Origin of the sequence: Nocardia tenerifensis NBRC 101015, from assembly GCF_000308715.1 — a bacterium.
Lineage (GTDB): Bacteria > Actinomycetota > Actinomycetes > Mycobacteriales > Mycobacteriaceae > Nocardia > Nocardia tenerifensis.
Map to the genome: position 1 here is coordinate 100,721 of NZ_BAGH01000036.1, position 19,726 is coordinate 120,446.

Here is a 19,726-nt window from a genome sequence, read left to right on the forward strand (position 1 = left end):
TCCTCCGCCTTGCCAGGCGACGATCCAGCCACCGGATGCATCCGGCCGGACTTCGACACCGGGCCTAGGCCGCCATGCGGTTGCTGCGGTGCAGACCCTTCCGGTCGTAGAAGCGGGTGATGACCGCGCCGAAGATCAGCCCGAGGCCGAGGCCGATGACCGCCATCCACACGCCGCGCGCGAGCCCGGCCTCGAAGCTCGCGTCGAAGTAGAGAATGGCGCGAATGCCGAGGAACACCTGGTGCATCGGTTCGAAGGAGGCCAGCCAGCCGAAGTACTGCGGGGTCGCCTCGATCGGGACGGTGCCGCCGGAGGAGGGCAGGCCGAGAATGATGAACAGGATCAGGTTCACCAGCAGGCCCGCGGAGCCGATGGCGGCGAGCGTGGACAGCCCGGTGACGCCGACGGCGATGATGGCGAGCGCGCTGTAGAGGAACAGGGCCAGCGGATGGTCGATCGGCATGTCGAGGGCCAGGCCGACGCTGAGGAAGACCGCCGAGACGATGTTCGCGGTCACCACCATGACGCCCCACTTGATCAGCAGGGTGCGGAAGCGCGAGATCGGCGTGGGCGGGTAGTGCACGAACCACGGCCCGTACTCGGTGGGGATGAAGCCGAGCTGCGCGTCGATCATCGTGTGGATCACCATGGCGCCGACCACGCCTGCGAGCAACAGCAGCAGCGCGTAGAAGAACGCGCTGAGCCCCTGCCCGGTGCCGTCGGGCAGCGGATGATACTGCTGGACAACGACTTTCACCGGATCGGCGAGCGCGACCCGGGCCGCGCCGGACAGCTCGGGCGCGGGCGGCCCGCCCGGCTGCGGCTTCAACTGCTCTGTCACCTGGTCGGTGAGCTGCTTGCCGACCTGCTTGTTCACCTCGGTCAGCGCCTGGTTGCCCACCCGAAGCACGATCTGGGTGCCGAAGGCGCCGGTGCGCGGATTGGTCTGCAGGGTGATGATCGGGCGCTCCATCTCGCCGGGGATGACGCTGCCCACGCCCAGGATGCCCAGCCGCTTACTGAAGTCGCTCGGAATGACCAGTGCGCCGTAGACCTCGCCGGACTGCAGCTGCCGCTCGGCCTCGCTGATGCTGATCACCCGCAGGTCGACCTTGTCCGAGGGCACGCCCTTGGTCAGGGCGTCGCTGATCTGATTGCCGAAGTTCACCTGCTGCTGGCGGTCGGCCGTCTTGATGACATCGCCCACATCCTGGTTCACCAGCGCGATGGGGAAATCGTGCAGGTTCTTCTCCGGATCGACGACGTAGTCCAGATACATCAGGCCGAGCAGCGCGGTCAGCAGCGTGAGCACGGCCATCGGAAACAGCACCATGCGCGCCCACGGCCTGCGCTGCGGCGGGAGTGTCCCGGTGGTCGATCCCGCCCCGCTGCCTGAATCCGCGCTGTCGGTAGTCGTCACGGCTCGCACCGTAACAGCTGTCGCCGCCGGATCGCCCGGGCTCGTGCGCCGCATCCGATTGCTACTCGGATGCGGTGGCGGTGATCGCGATCGAAGTTTCACCCGTAGAATGAAACGTGCCCCCAGCCCGCCCGAACAGGGAGCAAACGGTGACCAAGGTCGAACTGCCGATCGACAGCACATCAGCCACCCCCGATCAGGTCGAGAACGAGCCACGCGAGGAGTGTGGTGTGTTCGGAGTCTGGGCGCCGAGCGAGGACGTGGCGAAGCTCACGTACTACGGCTTGTACGCGCTGCAGCACCGCGGTCAGGAGGCGGCGGGCATCGCGGTCTCCGACGGCTCGCAGATCTTGGTCTTCAAGGATCTCGGCCTGGTCAGTCAGGTGTTCGACGAGCAGACGCTGGCCGCCATGCCGGGCCACATCGCCGTCGGGCACTGCCGCTACTCCACCACCGGCGGCGTGACCTGGGAGAACGCCCAGCCGATCTTCCGCACCACCTCGGTCGGCTCCGGACTTGCCTTGGGCCACAACGGCAATCTGGTCAACACCGCCGAATTGGCAAGCCGTGCAAGGGAACTCGGGCTGATCGGCGCGCCGGTGGTCAACGGCCGCCCGCAGCCGATGGCCGCGACCTCCGACTCGGACGTGATGACCGCGCTGCTCGCGCACGCCTCCGCGGACTCCAGCATCGAGCAGGCGGCGATGGAGCTGCTGCCGACGCTGAAGGGCGCGTTCTGCCTCACCTTCATGGACGAGCACACCCTTTATGCCGCGCGCGACCCGCACGGCGTTCGCCCGCTGTGCCTGGGCAGGCTGGACCGTGGCTGGGTCGTTGCCAGCGAAACCGCCGCGCTCGACATCGTCGGCGCCGCGTTCGTCCGGGAGATCGAGCCCGGCGAACTGCTGGCGATCGACGCCGAGGGCGTGCGTTCGATGCGCTTCGCCAACCCCGAGCCCAAGGGCTGCGTCTTCGAGTACGTGTACCTGGCCAGGCCGGACAGCGCCATCTCCGGTCGTTCGGTGCACGCCACCAGGGTCGAGATCGGCCGCAGGCTCGCCAAGGAGCATCCGGTCGAGGCCGATCTGGTGATCCCGGTGCCCGAGTCCGGCACCCCGGCCGCCGTCGGCTACGCGCAGGGTTCGGGCGTCCCGTACGGGCAGGGCCTGATGAAGAACGCCTACGTCGGGCGGACGTTCATTCAGCCGAGCCAGACCATTCGCCAGCTCGGCATCCGCCTCAAGCTCAACCCGCTGCGTGAGGTCATCCGCGGCAAGCGGCTGATCGTGGTGGACGACTCCATCGTGCGCGGCAACACCCAGCGCGCGCTGATCCGCATGCTGCGGGAGGCGGGCGCGCTGGAGATTCACGTCCGGATCGCCTCGCCGCCGGTGAAGTGGCCGTGCTTCTACGGCATCGACTTCGCCTCGCCCGCCGAGTTGATCGCCAATGGTGCCGGAGCGGAGCCCGCGCAGCGACTGAAGGACGTAGTAGCGGAGTCCGGGCAGCATGCGGTGGCGGAGTCCGCGCAGCGGCCGGAGAACGACTCCGCCGCCTTCCTCGAAATGGTGGAGGGCGTGCGCCGCTCGATCGGCGCGGACACCCTCGGCTACATCTCCACCGAGGGCATGATCGCGGCCACCGAGCAGCCGCGCTCGCGGCTGTGCTGCGCCTGCTTCGACGGCGACTACCCGATCGCGCTGCCCACCGAGGCGGCCATCGGCAAGAACGTGCTCGAGGGCATGCTGACCGGGCGGCCGGAGTCCGTGCTGCTGGGCGAGAACGCGAACGCCAGCGCGCTCAGTCGTCCTTGATCCGCTGAGTCGTCCTTCGCGGTGAGTCGTCCTCGACTCGCTGAGCCACCCTGTACGGGACGGTCGTGATTCGCGGCCGTTCCGGCGAGTGCCGGTAATTCCGACACCCTGTCGTCCGGATCTCCTACGGACCTCTTTCCCTCGGCGCACGCCATCCGGCGCGCCGATTCATGCCCGAGCGCGGTAGGCGCGCGGCGGGTCGACCAGGCGCGTCGCGGATCCGGACCGATTTCTGTCTCTCGACGTGTCATGGCGTCCTCGCGACATCGCACGCGGCTATCGCAGGCGTTCCTGGACATTCGTCCGGTGATCTGGCCCCCGGCGTGCACTATTTGCAACGCCAGGACACGCCCCGGTGATTTTTTCTGTGAAAACGCAACGTGCCGGAAATGGTTCGTGGGTACGGTGCCCGTCAGATCGGAAGTTCATTGTGTCCGCACCTGCCCTGCGATCCAGGGCAGCGCGGTGCGGCGCTCGAGAAGTGGGGCCCTGATGTTGGTTTCTAGAACACCTGGGGGCCGGACCCGGACGCGAACCATCGCGGCCGTCGGCCTGGCGACGCTGGTGGCGTCCGCCTTGGCCGGCTGCGGTTCCGGCCGGACCGGTGACGGTGGTGAGGGTGGTGGCCTGGTGGCCGGCACCACGGACAAAATCTTCTCGCTCGACCCGGCGGCCGCCTACGACAACGGCTCCCTGGTCGCGGAGACGCAGTTCTACCAGTACGTCTTGAACTTCGCGCCCGGCGACGCGACCCCGAAGCCCGACGCCGCGGAGAAGTGCGAGTTCACCTCCCCCACGGTGTACACCTGCACCATGAAGGCGGGCCTGAAGTTCGCCAACGGGAACCCGTTGACCGCCAAGAGCGTCAAGTTCTCGTTCGACCGGATGATCAAGATCAACGATCCGAACGGCCCCGCCTCGCTGCTCGGCAACCTCGACAAGACCGAGGCCCCGGACGACCGCACGGTCAACTTCGTGCTGAAGGTCGCCAACGACCAGACCTTCCCGGCCATCCTGCCGACCCAGGCGGGCCCGATCGTCGACGAGAAGGTCTACTCGCCGGACAAGGTGATGGCCGACGAGGACGTGGTGAAGAACAAGGGCTACTCGGGCCCGTACACCATCAGCAGCTACGACAAGAACAAGCTGGTCGAGTACACGGCGTACGCGGACTACAACGGCATCCTCGGCACGCCGAAGACCAAGACCGTGTCGACGAAGTACTACGCCACCACCGACAACATGAAGCTCGACCTGCAGAACGGGTCGCTCGACGTCGGTTACCGCTCCTTCACGCCGACCGATATCGGCTCGCTGCGCGGCGACAGCAAGGTCACCGTGCACGAGGGCCCCGGTGGCGAGCTGCGCTACATCGTGTTCAACATGAACACCATGCCCGGCGGCACGCCGGAGCAGAAGCTGGCCGTGCGCAAGGCGATCGCCTCCACCGTCGACCGCGCCGCGCTGGCCGAGGGCGTGTACAAGGGCACCTACCTGCCCGCGTATTCGTCGGTGCCGCAGGGCGTTCCGAGCGCGGTCGAGCCGTACAAGGACATCTACGGCGCGAACCCGAGCAAGGAGAAGGCAGCGAAGTTCCTCGCCGACGCCGGTGTCGCGACCCCGGTCGAGCTGAACCTGCAGTACAACCCGGACCACTACGGTTCGAGCAGCTCCGAGGAGTACGCGGCGATCAAGTCGCAGCTCGAGGCGAGCGGCCTGTTCCGGGTGAACCTGCAGTCCACCGAGTGGGTCAGCTACCAGCGGGAGCGCGCCCGCGACTCCTACCCGCTCTACCACTTCGGCTGGTTCCCGGACTTTCCGGACCCGGACAACTACCTGACCCCGTTCTTCGCGCCGAACAACTTCCTGCAGTCGCACTTCGAGAACCCGAGCATCACCGAGCAGCTGCTCGCCGAGACCACGGCGACCGACAAGGACAAGCGGCTCGAGATACTCAAGAAGGTCCAGGTGGACCTGGCACAGAACCATGTGCCGATCCTTCCGCTGTTGTCCGGCAAGCAGATCGCCGTCGCAGGCAAGAACGTGCAGGGCGTCGACCAGACTCTCGACGCGTCCTTCAAGTTCCGTTACACGGTGCTGAGCAAGTGACATCCGGCGAAGCCGGGCCCGGGACGATAGCTGCTCCAGAAACGAAGCAAGCGCCGGCCCGGGCCCGGCGCTTCGGCGTGCCACGACCGGGGAAGGGCCGCAGCGACTCGCGTCAGCTCGCGCTGCTGCGCTACCTGGGCGTGCGACTGCTGCTGATCCCGGTGACCGCGTGGATCCTGGCGACCGTCGTCTTCTTCCTGATGCGCGTGGCCGGTGATCCGATCAGCGCGGCCATGGGTGGGCGAATGACCCAGGAGCAGATCGAGATTCGCAAAGAGGCGGCAGGCCTGAACCGGCCGATCCTGTCGCAGTACTGGGACTACATCTCCGGGCTGCTGCGCGGGGATTTCGGTCGCTCGCAAGACAATCGGCAGATCAGCGACGTGATCACCACCTACGGCGCCGCCTCGCTCGAGCTGATGTTCTGGGCGCTCATCGTCGCCTTCGCCGTGGGCATCCCGCTCGGCAGATACGCTGCGACGCACCGTGATTCGGTGTCGGACACCGGCCTGCGCCTGTTCGCCATCCTGGCCTACGCGGCGCCGGTGTTCTTCGTCGGCCTGCTGCTCAAGCTGATCTTCGCGGTGAAGCTGGGCTGGCTGCCGGTGGCGGGCAGGGCCAGCACCAATGTCGAACTGCAGCTGCAGCACGTCTCGCCGAAGACCAACATCATGCTGATCGACGGGTTCCTCTACGGCGACACCGGCAACATCATCGACGTGCTGAAACACGCTGTGCTGCCGGCCATCGCGCTCGGACTGCTCACCGCGGGCATCTTCCTGCGGCTGGTGCGGATCAACCTGATCCAGACGCTGCGCTCGGACTACGTGGACGCCGCGCGGGCCCGTGGCCTGTCGCGGCGGGTGGTCACCGGGCGACACGCGTTCCGCAACGCGATGATACCGATCGTCACCGTGATGGGCATGCAGATCGCCATGATGCTCGGCGGCGCGGTGCTGACCGAGACCACCTTCGAGTGGAAGGGGCTCGGGTATCAGCTCGCGACCTACCTCGGCGCCCGTGACTTCGTCGCGGTCCAGGGCATCGTCGCGTTCATCGCCATCTTCATCGCGCTGATGAGCTTCCTGGTGGATACGCTTGTGGCACTGATCGATCCGAGGGTGAGGTTCTGATGACCGCACCGGAATTGTTGAACGAGCCATCGGTCGTTCCGCCGATACCGCCCTCGGCGCGGCGCGGCATACCGGGCCTGCGACTGTTCTCCATGACCGCCGGCCTGCAGCGCGCGACGTTGCTGCTCGGCTTGGGGCTGGTCGCGGTGTTCGTGCTCGCGGCGATCTTCGCGCCGTTGATCGCGCCCTACGGTTTCGCGCAAAGCGCCTCGGACGGAGTCGATTTCGTCCGCCAGCAGGCGCCCTCGGCGCAGCACTGGTTCGGCACCTCGGTGCGCGGCGAGGACGTGTTCTCCCGGGTGATCTGGGGCGCGCGGACCGCGCTGTTCGTCATCGCGATCTCGCTGGTGCTGTCGCTGTGCATCGGTGTGCCGCTCGGCCTGCTGTCGGGTTACCTCGGCCGCTGGTTCGACCGGGTCCTCGTGCTGTTCATGGACGCGATGTACGCCTTCCCGACGCTGCTGCTCGCGATCGTGGTGTCCATCGTGGTCGCCGGCGGCCGGTCGACCAGCCTCGGCGGCGTGCTCTCCGCGGCGGTGGCGATCACGGCGGTCTTCGTGCCGCAGTACTTCCGGGTGGTGCGCAACGCGACCGTCTCGGTGAAGAACGAACCCTACGTCGACGCCGCCCGGGTCACCGGCGCGTCGACGGGGCGAATTCTGTTCCGGCACATCTTCGCCAACGTCACCCAGTCGCTGCCGGTGATCGTGACGCTCAACGGGTCCGAGGCCATCCTCACCCTCGCGGGCCTCGGCTTCCTCGGGTTCGGCATCGAGCCGACCCAGGCCGCCGAATGGGGCTACGACCTGAACAAGGCGCTCTCGGATGTCTCCAACGGCATCTGGTGGACCGGGATCTTCCCCGGCTTCGCCATCGTGCTCGTGGTGCTCGGCATGACCCTGGTGGGGGAGAGCCTCAACGAGGTGCTCAACCCGGTGCTGCGCACCCGTCGCGCCGTCGCCGCGGCGCCGGGCGACGCGATCACCGTCGCGGGCATCGAGGTCCCGGCCGAACCCGACGCGAGCGAAGTCGAGCCCGGCGCCCCGAAAGCGCCCGCGTCCCCAGTGGATCTGGGCAAGGAGACACCATGAGTAACCCGTCACCGGAGGTCGCCGAGCGCGGCCGTCCGGCGCTGTCCATCGAGTCGCTGTCGGTCACCTTCGCCACCGACGCCGGACCCGTCTACGCGGTCACCGACGTCTCCTACGAGGTGTTCCCCGGCGAGGTGCTCGCCATCGTCGGCGAGTCGGGCTCGGGCAAGTCGGTGAGTTCGCGCACCGCGATGGGGCTGTTGCCGCTGACCGCGCGGGTGCGCGGCCTGGTCACCCTCGGCACCGAGGCCATCACCTCGATGAACGAGCGACAGCTCACCGCGCTGCGCGGCGGCGCGATCTCGATGGTGTTCCAGGAGCCGGGCCTCGCGCTCGACCCGCTGTTCACCGTCGGCTTCCAGATCGGCGAGGCGCTGCGCGCACACTCGCAGATGAGCAAGAAGGACGCGAAGGCGCGCGCGATCGAGTTGCTGCGCATGGTCGGCCTGCCCGACCCGGAGCATCGGGTGAACTACTACCCGCATCAGCTCTCCGGCGGGCAGAAGCAGCGCGTGGTGATCGCCATCGCCATCGCCTGCGAGCCGAAGGTGATCATCGCCGACGAGCCGACCACGGCGCTCGACGTGACGGTGCAGGCGGAGATCCTGGAGCTGCTGCGCGATCTGCGCGACCGGATCGGCAGCGCCATCGTGTTGATCACGCACAACATGGGCGTGGTGGCCGACCTGGCCGACCGCGTCGTGGTGATGCGCAACGGCAAGGTGGTCGAGCAGGCTCCGGTGGACGAGCTGTTCGCCAGTCCGAAGCAGGACTACACCAGGGCGCTGCTCGCGGCGGTGCCGCACCTGGGCACCGAGCAGTTGGCGCACGGCCCGACCGAGGAGGCGGCCCCGGCCGCCGAGCCGGTGCTCGAGGTGTGCGATCTGGTGGTGGAGTTCCCCGGCTCGTTCGGGCGGCCGGTGTTCCGCGCGGTCGACGACGTGAACCTGTGCATCGGGCTGGGCGAAACCCTCGGCCTGGTAGGCGAATCCGGCTCGGGCAAGTCGACCATCGGCCGCTGCGTCGCGGCCCTGCAGCGCCCGACCTCGGGCGTGGTCAAGGTGCGCGGGCAGGACATCGCGGGCATGTCCGCTCGCAAGCTGCGGCCCATCCGGCGGCGCTTCGGGTTTGTGTTCCAGGATCCGGCCAGCTCGCTCAACCCGCGGCTCACCGTCGGCGAGTGCGTCGCTGAGCCGCTGCTCGTGCACAAGACGGGCAGCTCGGCCGAGATCAAGGCACGGGTGCGCAAACTGCTCGACGACGTGCAGCTGCCCGCGGGCACCGAGCGCCGGTACCCGCACGAGCTGTCGGGCGGCCAGCGTCAGCGCGCGAGTCTGGCCAGGGCACTGGTCCTGGATCCGGATCTGCTCGTCGCCGACGAGCCGACCAGCGCGCTCGACGTCTCCGTGCAGGCGGCGGTGCTCGAGTTGTTCGGGCAGCTGCAGCGCGAATGCGGGTGGGCCTGCCTGTTCATCAGCCACGATCTCGCGGTGGTCGACCAGCTGGCCGATCGGATCGTGGTGCTGCGCAACGGCGCGGTGGTCGAGCAGGGCGATCGAGATCGCATCCTGCGCGCGCCCACCGAGGAGTACACGCAGCGCCTGGTGGCCGCGGTACCGGTGCCCGACCCGGTGGAGCAGCGCAGGCGCCGGGCGGAGAGCGCCGCCTTGTTCGCGACCGCGGCGCTCGAGTAAGCAGGGTGATGTCCATACGAAATAGCGTGACAAGTTATTTCGTATGGACATGGGTAACTCGTCGGGTACGTCCAAACCGGACGACCGACTTACGGCAAGCCCGGTTGACAAGTCTCGCGGCTCCTACGTCCGGCAAAAGGCGCGGAGAGGCGGGACAGCTGTAAGGCCGTTATCCGGCTCCGGTAGCGTGAGCAGGCATCTATCCGCCGATTCGGTTTGGAGCTCTCCCCGAAAATGACTGAACAGACCCCCAGTGGTGGTGCCTCTTACGCTGCGGCAGGCGTGGATATCGAGGCAGGTGACCGCGCAGTCGAGTTGTTCGGGCCATTGGCGAAGAAGGCGAGTCGTCCCGAGGTTCAGGGCGGCCTCGGCGGGTTCGCCGGGCTGTTCGCGCTGAAGGGCGGCTACCGCGAACCCCTACTCGCCGCGTCCACCGACGGGGTCGGCACCAAGATCGCGGTGGCGCAGGCGATGGACAAGCACGACACGGTCGGCCTCGACCTGGTCGCGATGGTCGTCGACGACCTGGTCGTGTGCGGCGCCGAACCGCTGTTCCTGCAGGACTACATCGCCATCGGCAAGGTCGTTCCGGAGAAGGTGGCCGAGCTGGTGTCCGGCATCGCGGAGGGCTGCGTGCGGGCCGGTTGCGCCCTGCTCGGCGGCGAGACCGCCGAACACCCGGGCCTGATGGATCCGGACGACTACGACCTGTCCGCGACCGGCGTCGGCGTGGTCGAGGCCGACGCGGTGCTCGGCCCGGACCGGGTGCGCCCCGGCGACGTGGTGATCGCCATGGGCTCGTCCGGCCTGCACTCCAACGGCTACAGCCTGGCGCGCAAGGTGCTGCTCGACATCGACCGGATGTCGCTCACCGGGCACGTCGAGGAGTTCGGCCGCACGCTCGGCGAGGAGCTGCTCGAGCCGACCCGGATCTACGCCAAGGACTGCCTCGCGCTGATCGCCGAGACCGACGTGCGCACGTTCGCGCACGTCACCGGCGGCGGGCTGGCCGCGAACCTCGGCCGGGTGCTGCCCGCCGGCATGGTGGCCGAGCTGGACCGCGGCACCTGGAACCCGGCGCCGGTGTTCAAGATGATCGCCCAGCGCGGCCGGGTCGAGCGGGTCGAGATGGAGAAGACGTTCAACATGGGCGTCGGCATGGTCGCCGTCGTCGCGCCCGAGGACGTGGACCGCGCGCTGGCCGTGCTGACCGCCCGGCACATCGAGTGCTGGACGCTGGGCACCGTCAAGAAGGCGAAGGACTCCGACGCCCTGCGTGCCGTGCTGGTGGGCGAGCACCCGCGGTTCTGAGTCCGCGCCGTAGACACGGCCCGCGTGCCGCGTGCACGGGGCCCGCGTCACGAACACAAACCAGCGTCCCGCATCGCTCGGATGCGGGACGCTGGTGTGCTGTAAGCCTTTTCGGCGTTATCCCGTCAACGCGCGGCAACGCCTGAAGGGGGAGGAACGCAGTCCTCCCCCTTCAGGCGTTGCTTCGAGTCAGCGGCGCCAGTCGTCGTAGTCGTCCTCTTCCCACTGGGATGAGGACTTGTCCGCGTCGTGCTCATCGGACAGCACACCACTCCGTGCGGAGTTGGGGCTTCCCGAAAGCTCGCGCTGAAGGCTCGCGAAGTCGCTCGGCGGGCTGCTGTACTTCAGCTCGCGTGCGACCTTGGTCTGCTTTGCCTTAGCCCGGCCACGGCCCATGGCTGACCCCCTCGCGTCACTGCGGGGCGGCCTGGGGTTTGGTTGGCGGCCCCGTTCGAATTAATACTCTTCCTGACAGACACTTTAGCGTGTGTCCGGCCGTCCCGCTTCCAGGAGTGGGGGAAGAACCTCCGAAGTGGTTCCGTTTGCCCGGTTGTCGCCCTCCGCCGGTCGGGTCAGAGCACCCCGGGGATCGCGCGGATCACCCCGACGCGGGCGCCGCCGCCGAGCACCGCGGGCGCGGCGAGCTCGGTGTGCGCGTCGGTCCAGTCGACTCCGATGCGCTGCAAAATGGCCAGCGTCAAGGGGATTCGAGCCCGGTCGCTGCCGTCATCGATCTTGTAGGCGAACGCCGTCCCGTCGGGCAGCGCGCCCGCGTGCACACCGTCCGCGCCGATCTTGCAGACCAGTCCGGGAGTGGCTTGCATCGTCAGCAGATCGGGCGCGTTGGTGCCGGAAATCACTCGCGGATGGGCGCGGATGGCGTCGGCGACGCGGCGCTCCGGCGCGTCGGAGTCGGCGGTCGCCATGGTCGCGAACACCCGGGCGAGGGTCACCAGCGACACCGGGATGATCGGCAGGCCGCAGCCGTCGATGCCGAGGTCGGTCTCCGGCTCGCCGGTGAGGTCGGCGATGGTGGCGATGACCGCCTGTTGCAGCGGGTGGGCCTCGTCGAGGTAGCCCTCGGTCGGCCAGCCGTTGACCTTGCAGGTCGCCAGCATCGCGGCGTGCTTGCCGGAGCAGTTCATGTAGATCCGGCGCGGCTCCTGCGAACCCGAGATCACGGCCGCGCGCGCCTTGTCGTCGACGGGCAGATCCGGCGGGCACTCGAGGGCGTTCTCGTCGAAGCCGAAGCGGTCGAGCAGCCGGCGCACGAGGGCGACGTGGTCCGGCTCGCCGTAGTGCGAGGCGGTGGCGATGGCGAGTTCGGCGTCGTCGACCGGCTCGAACCCGTGGCGCAGCAGGGTGATCGCCTGCATGGGCTTGTTGGTCGAGCGCGGGAAGATCGGCAGGTGCACCTCGCCGAGGGCCACGGTGGGCTCGCCCGTGGGATCGAGGATGACGGCCGAGCCGCGGTGCACGCACTCGCGGAAGCCGGAGCGGACTACTTCGACCAGTTCCACACTCACAGTTGGGCTCCCGTGTCGAGTTCGGCGCCACGTCGCGTGGCCGGGTCGGGGTGTTCGCCCGCGCGGCGGCGCGCGGCGCGCTCTGCGTTCGCGTGCCTGCGGGCATGGCGTTCGATCTGCATGCGCACGTCGTCGGACAGGGTGGGCTCGACCGCCAGCAGGATCGTGAGCAGGCCGGGGTCCTCGCCGGTGAACAGGTCGCGCACGGTGATGCCGTGGTCGGGGACGTGCACCACCGACACCGGGTCGCCCGCGCCGATCGTGCCCTCGGTCAGCACCCGCAGATAGGCGCCGGTGTCACTCTGCCGCGCGAATCGCTTGACCCACTGGGCCTCTCCGCTCCAGTGCTGGAAGGTGGAGCACGGCACCCGCGGCGCGCTCACCTCGAGCAGCGTGTCTCCGATGGTCAGGCGGGCGCCGAACACCGCGTCGCTGATCGGCAGGCCGGCGATGCGCAGATTCTCGCCGAACCAGCCCGCGGGCAGCTCGCGCTCGAGTTCGTCACCCCAGCGACGGGCGTCCTCGTCGGCGTAGGCGTAGACGGCCTGATGCACGCCGCCGTGGTGCTTGGTGTCGCAGACGTGATCGCCTTCGAGTCCGATCGCGCGCACCGGCACCCGACCGGCGACCGGGCGCTTGTCGATCGCGGACTTCCCGACGCGGCCCGGCACGTCGAGGTCGGCGTGCACGACGCAGACGGCGAGCACTCGGCCGGAGTCGCCGGTTCGCATCGGCGTGGCTCCTCTCGTCGGGTGGACGGGTGTCCGAGGACTCGCGGTGTCGGGCGGGAGAGCGGCGTCGGTCGGCTCGGGGGCTTGCGCCCCTTCGATATTCGAGGTCATGGCTGGTTCAGCGGCCGCGGAGCCGGTCGATGGCGAGCCTGCCCGCCTGCGGTGCGTCGTCGGACGGCACGGAGTCCGGGTCGATGGCCGCGGCGGTCGGGCCCGCGGTCAGCGCGGTGTCGGCGGGGACGGTGCGTTTGATCAGCGCGAGCGCGATCGGGCCGAGTTCGTAGTGGTCGACGACGGTGCCGAGGCGGCCGACCGCGCGGCCGGCCGCGGTGACGTCGTCGCCGGTCGCCGGGCGCTCGTCGGCGGAGCCGTCCAGGTGCAGCAGGACCAGGTGGCGCGGCGGCTTGCCGAGATTGTGCACACGGGCCACGGTCTCCTGGCCGCGATAGCAGCCCTTGTCCAGATGCACGGCGCCGTGTTCGGCGATGCCGCCGATCCAGCGGGCCTCGTGCGGGATGGTGCGCTCGTCGGTGTCGAGCCCGATCCTCGGCCGCACGGCGGCGACCCGCAGTGCCTCGAACGCCCACATGCCCGCCGGTTCGGCGCCGGCCTCGGTCAGCCGGGTCCACCACTCGGTCAGCCGGGCGCGGGGCACGAGCAGGTCGAAGGAGTCCTCGGTCGGCCACGGCATGCGCCGCAGGAACCCACCGCCGGGCAGTGCGACGGCCTCGTACGTGCCGGGCACGGTCGCGACGCCGAGGGCCGCGAGCACCTCGGCGGACTTCGGGCCGAGCAGGCTCAGCACGGCGTGGTCGGCCTCGGCGGGCTGCGCGTCGGCCCAGAAGACCATCTTGCGCAGGAAATCCAGCAGCGCGGGGCCACGGTCGGCCTCGGTGTCGATCCACACCGTGCCGTCCAGCTCGGTGAGCACGAAGTGGTTCAGCACGCGGCCGTTGAGGTCGAGGTCGAGATTCTCCGCGGACTGTCCGTCGCCCAGGGCGGCGACGTGCTGGCTGGTGATGGTGTGCAGCCAGGTCAGGCGTTCCGCGCCGGTGATGGTCAGGACGAAACGGTGGGAGCGATCGATGACGGCCGCGCGCTGGGCGGCGGCGCGCTGTTCGCCGAGCGGATCACCGTAGTGCCACGCGACGGCGGCATCGGGCGAACCCGGCGCTCCCGCGACGGCTCCCGAAACAGCGAGGACAGGGCTGGGCGCAACGACCACGGACACATTTCCACTGTAGGCGGGGTCGCGGTCGGGTGTCCGAACCGGGGCCGCGGGCGAGCCGGTGGACGGCCCGCGAGTGAACCGTCAGCGGCCGCTCGTAAAAGATGCTGCGAACTCCGCCGTGACCTAGGCGAGACCTGACGACACCGCCTACGCTCGACGCATGGTAGATCGGGTTCTTGTCTCACTCGACGGCGCGGTCCGGGATGCGGACGCGCCGTTGCTGTATGCCGACGATATCGGCGTATTGCGTGGCGACGGTATTTTCGAAACGGTGCTGGTGCGCGCGGGCAACGCGTGCGCGATCGAATTTCATCTAGGCAGGCTCCGCCGCTCGGCTCAGGCGCTCGATCTACCGGAGCCCGAACTGGGCCGGTGGCGGGAGGCGGTCGAGCGGGCCGCCAAGGAGTGGGGCGCCGACCGCGAGGGCGTGATGCGGCTGGTGCTCACCCGCGGGCGCGACAGCGAGCTGTCCGGGGTGGCCGAGAAGGTCACGTCCGGCGATCTCGCCGCCGCCGTTCCCGTGCCCACCGCGTACGTGCTCGTGCTACCGGTGCCCGATCGGGTGCAGAAGGCGCGCACCGAGGGCGTCTCGGTGGTGACCCTGTCCCGCGGCATCTCCATCGACCTGGCGCAGGCCGCGCCGTGGCAGCTGCTCGGCGCGAAGACGCTGTCCTACGCGTCGAACATGGCGGCGCTGCGGTTCGCGGCGCGGATGGGCGCCGACGACGTGATCTTCACCAGCACCGAGAACCGGGTGCTGGAGGGTCCGCGCTCGTCGGTGGTGATCGCGCGCGACAAGCAGCTGATCACCCCGCCCGCGAAAAATGGTGTGCTGCCGGGGGTCACCCAGCGCGCCCTGTTCATCGAGGCGGAGAAGGCGGGGTGGGAGTGCGTCTACAAGTCGCTGTTCACCGCGGACCTGCTCACCTGTGACAGCGTGTGGATGCTGTCCAGCGTGTCGCTGGCGGCACGGGTGAACTCGCTGGACGGGCTGCGGATGTCGGCGCCGGACAACGCGCAGGAGATCATCGATCTGGTCGATCGGGGTATCGAGCGGGCGGGTGCCATCGGGGATTGGTGAAAGACGCCGCCGCTGGCGGGCATTCGGGCTGGTGACTTCTCCGCGTATTCAGGCCGGTCCCGCCGCTTCCGCGTACGCGGGCCAGATCCGGGTGCCGCGATAGTGGCGTTGGCGCCCGACGGTGAGCGCTGGGTTGGGCCTGCCGGTACCCGGTGGACTACCCATGCGCTCCGGAAATCAGTGGCCGCAGCGTGATCTCGGTCTTATTGCCGGCGTCGCTGTCAAAGAACGTGCTGGTCGGCGAGGGATGACCAGGCGTGTCGTGGCGCAGGACTCATTGTTCTGAACCGCCTCCGACGTAGGATTACTACGTCATGTCGTAGACGACGAGGAGGTCGTGGCCGATGAGCGAGCGAACCCATGATGCAGCCGCCATGGCGGTCATGACGGCGCCGGGCGTCAGCGGGGTGCGATCGTGAACGCCCTGGACGTTTCGCGCTGGCAGTTCGGCATCACGACGGTCTATCACTTCCTGCTGGTGCCGCTGACCATCGGACTCGCGCCCCTGGTCGCCGCCATGCAGACCGCGTGGGTGATCACCGGAAAGGACCACTGGCTGCGGCTGACCAAGTTCTTCGGCAAGCTGTTCCTGATCAACTTCGCCCTCGGCGTCGCCACGGGCATCGTGCAGGAGTTCCAGTTCGGGATGAACTGGAGCGAGTACTCGCGGTTCGTCGGCGACGTGTTCGGCGCGCCGCTCGCGCTGGAGGGCCTGGTCGCCTTCTTCATGGAGTCGACGTTCCTGGGCCTGTGGATCTTCGGCTGGTCGCGATTGCCGAAACTGGCTCATCTGGCCGCGATGTGGATGGTGGCGATCGGGGTGAACGCGTCGGCGTACTTCATCGTCGCCGCGAACTCGTTCATGCAGCATCCGGTCGGGGCGCGGTTCAATCCGGAGACCGGCCGGGCCGAGCTCGACAGCATCGTCGCGGTCCTCACGAACAACACACTGCTGGCGGCCTTTCCACACGTCGTCGCCGGATCCTTCGTTACAGCGGGCACTTTCGTGGCCGGCATCGCGGGCTGGTGGATGGTGCGCAAGGCGCGCAGCGGGGACGAGGCCCAGTTGGCCGAGGCGCGCGCCATGTGGCGGCCCGCGGCGCTGGCCGGCATCTGGGTGATGCTGATCTCGCTGGTCGCGTTGTTCTTCACCGGCGACGCCCAAGGCAAGCTGATGTTCGAACAGCAGCCGATGAAGATGGCCTCGGCGGAGTCGTTGTGCCACACCGCGAAGGACCCCGATTTCTCCATCCTGACCGTCGGCACACACAACAACTGTGACAGCGTCACGCACGTGCTCGAGGTGCCGTACGTGCTTCCGTACCTGGCCAAGGGCCAGTTCACCGACGTCACTCTGCCGGGCGTCGTCAACCTGCAGCAGGAGTACAACGAGAAGTACGGCATCGGCGACTACCGGCCGAACCTTTTCGTCACCTACTGGTCGTTCCGCGCGATGATCGGCCTCGCGGCCGGTTCGGCGCTGCTGGCGCTGGCGGGGCTCTGGCTGACCCGGCGCGGCCGGGTGCCGAACCAGCGCTGGTTCTCCTGGCTCAGCCTGCTGATGATCCCGACGCCGTTCCTGGCCAACAGCGCGGGCTGGGTGTTCACCGAAATGGGCCGCCAGCCATGGGTTGTCGCGCCCAACCCGACCGGCGACCTGAATCTGCGGCTGACGGTGCAGCAGGGCGTGTCGAACCACACGGCGGGCACGGTGCTGTTCTCGCTGATCGTCTTCACGCTGCTGTACGGCGCGCTGGCGGTGGTGTGGTTCTACCTGATGCGCCGCTATGTGGCGCACGGACCGGACCCGGCGCCGGTGGCCGACGACGCCGAGCTGGACGACACCGGCGGTCCGGGCAGGCGCCGTGCCGAAGAGCCTGCCGTCGAACAACTTTCGTTCGCCTACTAGGAGCCGACGATGAGTCTGCAAGAGTTCTGGTTCGTGCTGATCGGGGTGCTGTTCACCGGTTACTTCGTGCTGGAGGGCTTCGACTTCGGGGTCGGCATGCTCATGCCGATTCTCGGGCGGGGCTCGGACACGCGACGGCGGGTGGTGCTCAACACGATCGGCCCGGTGTGGGACGGCAACGAGGTCTGGGTGATCACCGCAGGCGGCGCCATGTTCGCGGCCTTTCCCGAGTGGTACGCCAGCATGTTCTCCGGTTTCTACCTGGCACTGCTGTTGCTGCTGGTCTCGCTGATCCTGCGCATCTGCGCCATCGAGTACCGCGGCAAGATCAACGATCCGCGCTGGCGGACCCGCTGCGACCTCGGCATCGGAATCGGTTCCTGGGTACCGGCTCTCGCGTGGGGCTGGGTGTTCGCCAATATCGTGCGCGGCGTGCCGCTGAACGAGAAGAAGCAGTTCGCGGGCTCGGTGTGGGATCTGCTCGGGCCGTATGCCTTGCTCGGCGGATTGACGACCGGACTGCTGTTCGCGCTGCACGGCGCGGTCTTCCTCGGCCTCAAGACCGGCGGCGAGGTGCGCGACGACGCGCAGCGCACGGCCAAGATGCTGCTGGCGCCGACGGCGGTGGTGGTCGGCGGGTTCGGCGTGTGGACGCAGCTGGCCTACGGCACCGGGTGGACGTGGATTCCGTTGGGGCTGGCCGTCTTCGGGCTGGTCGCCGCCGGGGCCGCGGTCTTCGCCGACCGCGACGGGTGGGCGTTCGCCGGCACCGCCGTCACGGTGGTGGCCGCGACCGCGCTGCTGTTCGGGTCGCTGTTCCCGAATGTGCTGCCCTCCACCATCGACGCGGCCTTCGACCTGACCATCCACAACGCGTCGTCCACCCCGTACACGCTGAAGGTGATGAGCTGGGCCGCGGTGCTCGTCACCCCGGTCGTGCTGGCCTACCAGGGCTGGACGTACTGGGTGTTCCGCAAGCGGATCACCGTCGACCAGATCCCGGCCCCGGTCGGGTTGCCGCTCGAGTCCGTGAAGGACTGACCCATGGCCCGCCCGCCCGTCGACCCGCGCCTGTGGCGGTACGCCCGCTCGGCCCGCCGCTACCTGGCGGTGAGCGTCGCACTGTCCGTGGTGATCACCGGATCGATCGTGGTCACGGCGATCATGCTGGGCCGGGTGCTGGCCGGGGTCGTCACCGATCCCGGCCGGCGCACGATCGGCGAGTGGGCGACGGAGCTGTCGGTGCTCGCGTGCGCCGTCGCCTGCCGGGTGCTGGCCACCTGGCTGCAGTCGCGGCTGGCGCACCGGGCCGGTGCGGGTGTGGTGGCGGAGCTGGAGACCGCGGTGCTCACCGCGGGCGCGCGCCTGTCGCCGCGCGAATTGGAGAGCCGCAGAACCGAACTCGCGGTCGTGGTCGGCACCGGATTGTCGGGGCTGCGCGGCTATCTCGTCGGTTATGTTCCGGCGCTGCTGCTTTCGGTTCTCGTCCCGCCGATCGTGTTGGCGGTCATCGCGATGCACGATCCGATCTCGGGTCTGATCGTGGTGATCACGCTGCCGCTCATCCCGGTCTTCATGATCCTGATCGGCCTGCTGACCCAGGGGCGCGCCGAGGCTACGCTGGCGGCGACCACGCGGCTGTCGGATCAGTTGCTGGATCTGTTCGCGGGCATGCCGACGCTGCGCGCCCTCGGACGGGAGGGATCGGTCGGCGCGCAACGCCATACCGGGGCGAAGGCCGATTCGGCGGTCCGCTCCGGCACGATGGCCGACCGCGTGCGCGATCTCGGCGACGCGCTGCGGCAGCGGACCATGCGCGCGCTGCGCCTCGCGTTCCTGTCCTCGATGGTGCTGGAGATGCTCGCGACCCTGAGCGTGGCGCTGGTCGCGGTCTCCACCGGCCTGCGGCTGGTATTCGGCGAGATGAGCCTCTACGCGGGCCTGGTCGCCCTGGTGCTGGCGCCGGAGGTGTACCTGCCGCTGCGCATGGTGGGGGAGCGGTTCCATGCCGCACAGGACGGAATGGCCGCTGCGGACAAGGCTTTCGCGGTGCTCGAATCCGCGTCGGGAACAACGGATTCCGGTGGCCGGGCCGCGCCGCCGTCGCGCCGGGCCGGCGTCGTCGAGCTGCACGACCTCTCCGTCGCGGCGCGCAACGGCTTTGCCCCCGAAGGACTGTCGGCGGTGCTGCGGCCCGGCGTCGTCACCGTGCTGGCCGGGCCCAACGGCAGCGGCAAGTCCACGGCGGTGCAGGCGATCCTCGGTTTGCTCGAGCCCGACCGTGGGGCGGTGACCGTCGACGGCGTCGACGTGCGCGACCTGGAACAGGAGGCGTGGTGGGCGCGGGTGGCGTGGCTGCCGCAGCGTCCGGTGCTGGTCCCGGGCACGTTGCGCGAGAACCTCGAGCTGTTCGGGGCGCGGGCCGAGTCGCCTGCCGGACACGGACCGGCCCGGGTCGTGGACGATCTCGAGGCCGCCTGCGCGGCAACGGGATTCGACGCGGTGCTGGAGGAGTTGCCCGACCGCTGGGACACCGTGGTCGGCCCCGGCGGCGTCGGCCTCTCGCTCGGTCAGCGCCAACGGCTCGCGCTGACCAGGATTCTCGCGGCCGACCGCCCCATCCTGCTGCTCGACGAGCCGACCGCCCACCTCGACGCCGACGGCGAGGCCGCGGTG

At 68.9% G+C, this 19,726-nt stretch carries 15 protein-coding genes; 10 read left to right on the forward strand and 5 right to left on the reverse strand.

What is annotated here, in order from left to right; genetic code table 11:
- Positions 1–64 precede the first annotated feature (64 nt).
- A complete protein-coding gene (locus tag ON39_RS03525) occupies positions 65–1,333 on the reverse strand; it encodes a YhgE/Pip domain-containing protein (RefSeq protein ID WP_040730770.1) in 1,269 nt (422 codons plus the stop codon).
- Positions 1,334–1,569: 236 nt separating this feature from the next.
- On the opposite strand from ON39_RS03525, the gene purF reads away from it, so the two are divergent.
- From purF to purM, 6 genes are all read left to right on the forward strand, one after another.
- Positions 1,570–3,234: an amidophosphoribosyltransferase gene (gene purF / locus ON39_RS03530; RefSeq protein WP_040730773.1), complete on the forward strand. Its 1,665-nt coding sequence runs from the start codon at positions 1,570–1,572 to the stop codon at positions 3,232–3,234.
- Positions 3,235–3,726: 492 nt separating this feature from the next.
- Entirely contained in the window at positions 3,727–5,343 is a 1,617-nt protein-coding gene (locus tag ON39_RS03535; protein WP_083894216.1) for an ABC transporter substrate-binding protein, read from the forward strand.
- A 122-nt stretch (positions 5,344–5,465) separates the two neighbouring features.
- Positions 5,466–6,476: an ABC transporter permease gene (locus ON39_RS03540; RefSeq protein WP_040730848.1), complete on the forward strand. Its 1,011-nt coding sequence runs from the start codon at positions 5,466–5,468 to the stop codon at positions 6,474–6,476.
- Positions 6,477–6,568: 92 nt separating this feature from the next.
- A complete protein-coding gene (locus tag ON39_RS03545; protein WP_083894219.1) occupies positions 6,569–7,567 on the forward strand; it encodes an ABC transporter permease in 999 nt (332 codons plus the stop codon).
- On the forward strand, positions 7,564–9,261 hold the full coding sequence (locus tag ON39_RS03550; protein WP_051186259.1) for an ABC transporter ATP-binding protein: 1,698 nt from the start codon (positions 7,564–7,566) through the stop codon (positions 9,259–9,261). Before ON39_RS03545 ends, ON39_RS03550 begins: the two co-directional genes overlap by 4 nt.
- 234 nt (positions 9,262–9,495) lie before the next feature.
- Positions 9,496–10,572 (forward strand): phosphoribosylformylglycinamidine cyclo-ligase, encoded by a 1,077-nt coding sequence (purM, locus tag ON39_RS03555; RefSeq protein ID WP_040730775.1) that lies wholly within the window; start codon positions 9,496–9,498, stop codon positions 10,570–10,572.
- A 189-nt stretch (positions 10,573–10,761) separates the two neighbouring features.
- Here purM and ON39_RS03560 read toward each other — a convergent pair whose 3' ends face one another.
- From ON39_RS03560 to ygfZ, 4 genes are all read right to left on the reverse strand, one after another.
- Positions 10,762–10,968, reverse strand: a complete 207-nt coding sequence (locus ON39_RS03560; RefSeq protein WP_040730777.1) for a DUF3073 domain-containing protein — start codon at positions 10,966–10,968, stop codon at positions 10,762–10,764.
- A 176-nt stretch (positions 10,969–11,144) separates the two neighbouring features.
- Positions 11,145–12,098, reverse strand: coding sequence for an asparaginase (locus ON39_RS03565; protein ID WP_040730778.1), 954 nt, complete (start codon positions 12,096–12,098; stop codon positions 11,145–11,147).
- The gene (locus ON39_RS03570) at positions 12,095–12,829 is read right to left on the reverse strand and encodes an MOSC domain-containing protein (protein WP_040730779.1); all 735 of its coding nucleotides are present in this window, start codon (positions 12,827–12,829) and stop codon (positions 12,095–12,097) included. Before ON39_RS03570 ends, ON39_RS03565 begins: the two co-directional genes overlap by 4 nt.
- A 118-nt stretch (positions 12,830–12,947) precedes the next feature.
- Entirely contained in the window at positions 12,948–14,060 is a 1,113-nt protein-coding gene (gene ygfZ, locus ON39_RS03575; protein ID WP_040730780.1) for a CAF17-like 4Fe-4S cluster assembly/insertion protein YgfZ, read from the reverse strand.
- A gap of 160 nt (positions 14,061–14,220) precedes the next feature.
- Between ygfZ and ON39_RS03580 the strand changes: the two genes are divergently transcribed.
- The 4 genes from ON39_RS03580 to cydD form a co-directional block, all read left to right on the forward strand.
- The gene (locus ON39_RS03580) at positions 14,221–15,141 is read left to right on the forward strand and encodes an aminodeoxychorismate lyase (RefSeq protein ID WP_040730781.1); all 921 of its coding nucleotides are present in this window, start codon (positions 14,221–14,223) and stop codon (positions 15,139–15,141) included.
- A 415-nt stretch (positions 15,142–15,556) separates the two neighbouring features.
- Positions 15,557–17,050 (forward strand): cytochrome ubiquinol oxidase subunit I, encoded by a 1,494-nt coding sequence (locus ON39_RS03585; RefSeq protein ID WP_040730782.1) that lies wholly within the window; start codon positions 15,557–15,559, stop codon positions 17,048–17,050.
- 9 nt (positions 17,051–17,059) lie between these two features.
- Entirely contained in the window at positions 17,060–18,091 is a 1,032-nt protein-coding gene (gene cydB / locus ON39_RS03590; protein WP_040730784.1) for a cytochrome d ubiquinol oxidase subunit II, read from the forward strand.
- Positions 18,092–18,094: 3 nt separating this feature from the next.
- Positions 18,095–19,726: thiol reductant ABC exporter subunit CydD (gene cydD / locus ON39_RS03595; RefSeq protein ID WP_040730785.1), on the forward strand; the 1,632-nt coding region annotated here is incomplete at its 3' end.

What these genes read in the sequence shown, in the direction of transcription:
- ON39_RS03560 (WP_040730777.1), bottom strand. Translation starts at nt 10,968, where the DNA reads ATGGGCCGTGGCCGGGCTAAGGCAAAGCAGACCAAGGTCGCACGCGAG.
- purM (WP_040730775.1), top strand. Translation starts at nt 9,496, where the DNA reads ATGACTGAACAGACCCCCAGTGGTGGTGCCTCTTACGCTGCGGCAGGC.
- cydB (WP_040730784.1), top strand. Translation starts at nt 17,060, where the DNA reads ATGAGTCTGCAAGAGTTCTGGTTCGTGCTGATCGGGGTGCTGTTCACC.
- ON39_RS03535 (WP_083894216.1), top strand. Translation starts at nt 3,727, where the DNA reads ATGTTGGTTTCTAGAACACCTGGGGGCCGGACCCGGACGCGAACCATC.
- ON39_RS03580 (WP_040730781.1), top strand. Translation starts at nt 14,221, where the DNA reads ATGGTAGATCGGGTTCTTGTCTCACTCGACGGCGCGGTCCGGGATGCG.
- ON39_RS03545 (WP_083894219.1), top strand. Translation starts at nt 6,569, where the DNA reads ATGACCGCCGGCCTGCAGCGCGCGACGTTGCTGCTCGGCTTGGGGCTG.
- ON39_RS03550 (WP_051186259.1), top strand. Translation starts at nt 7,564, where the DNA reads ATGAGTAACCCGTCACCGGAGGTCGCCGAGCGCGGCCGTCCGGCGCTG.
- ON39_RS03570 (WP_040730779.1), bottom strand. Translation starts at nt 12,829, where the DNA reads ATGCGAACCGGCGACTCCGGCCGAGTGCTCGCCGTCTGCGTCGTGCAC.
- ON39_RS03525 (WP_040730770.1), bottom strand. Translation starts at nt 1,333, where the DNA reads ATGGTGCTGTTTCCGATGGCCGTGCTCACGCTGCTGACCGCGCTGCTC.